Origin of the sequence: Pseudomonas agronomica (genome assembly GCF_025917275.1) — a bacterium.
In the GTDB taxonomy this organism is placed as follows: domain Bacteria; phylum Pseudomonadota; class Gammaproteobacteria; order Pseudomonadales; family Pseudomonadaceae; genus Aquipseudomonas; species Aquipseudomonas agronomica.
Genome location: NZ_JAOSHO010000926.1, coordinates 1 through 884 on the forward strand (window position 1 = coordinate 1; position 884 = coordinate 884).

General features: G+C 65.3%; 1 protein-coding gene. It reads left to right on the plus strand.

Translation table 11 applies throughout. The features are described 5' to 3' along the window. Window positions 1-884 (plus strand): toprim domain-containing protein (locus OC610_RS28155; protein ID WP_264432925.1); only part of this gene is annotated, 884 nt, incomplete at both ends.

The following is an 884-nucleotide window of genomic DNA, read 5'->3' on the forward strand; positions in this document are numbered from 1 at the left end:
GTCCGGGGCTGCTGGTCAGTTTCGAGGACAAGGCCACCGGCGAGAAAGTCGAATGGCATTACGAAGACGGCCTGCGCTCCTATCTGGTGGACGCGGTCAGCGGTTTTGAACGCCTGCCCGACGAGCCGTTCTGTGGCAGCCTGGCCGGTAACAAGGAAGCGGTGGACTGGGCGCTGCTGTGGCTGCCCGAGGGCGGCGAAAGCGTCCAGGAAAGCTACGTCAACCTGATCCCCACGGCCCAGGGCGGCACCCACGTCAACGGCTTGCGCCAGGGTTTGCTCGACGCGATGCGCGAGTTCTGTGAGTTCCGCAACTTGCTGCCCCGTGGCGTGAAGCTGGCGCCGGAAGACGTCTGGGAGCGCATTGCCTTCGTCCTGTCGATGAAGATGCAGGAACCGCAATTCTCCGGCCAGACCAAGGAGCGCCTGTCGTCTCGCGAGGCGGCGGCATTCGTCTCCGGCGTGGTCAAGGACGCGTTCAGCCTCTGGCTCAATGCCAACCCGGAAACCGGCCTGGCCCTGGCGGAACTGGCGATCAACAACGCCGGTCGTCGTCTCAAGGCCAGCAAGAAAGTCGAGCGCAAGCGCATCACCCAGGGGCCGGCACTGCCGGGCAAGCTCGCCGATTGCGCCGGGCAGGACCCGATGCGTTCCGAGTTGTTCCTGGTGGAAGGTGACTCCGCCGGTGGCTCGGCCAAGCAGGCGCGGGACAAGGAGTTCCAGGCGATCCTGCCGCTGCGGGGCAAGATCCTCAACACCTGGGAAGTGGACGGCAGCGAAGTGCTGGCCAGTCAGGAAGTGCATAACATCGCGGTGGCCATCGGCGTCGATCCGGGCGCCGAGGACATGAGCCAGCTGCGCTACGGCAAGATCTGCATCCTCGCC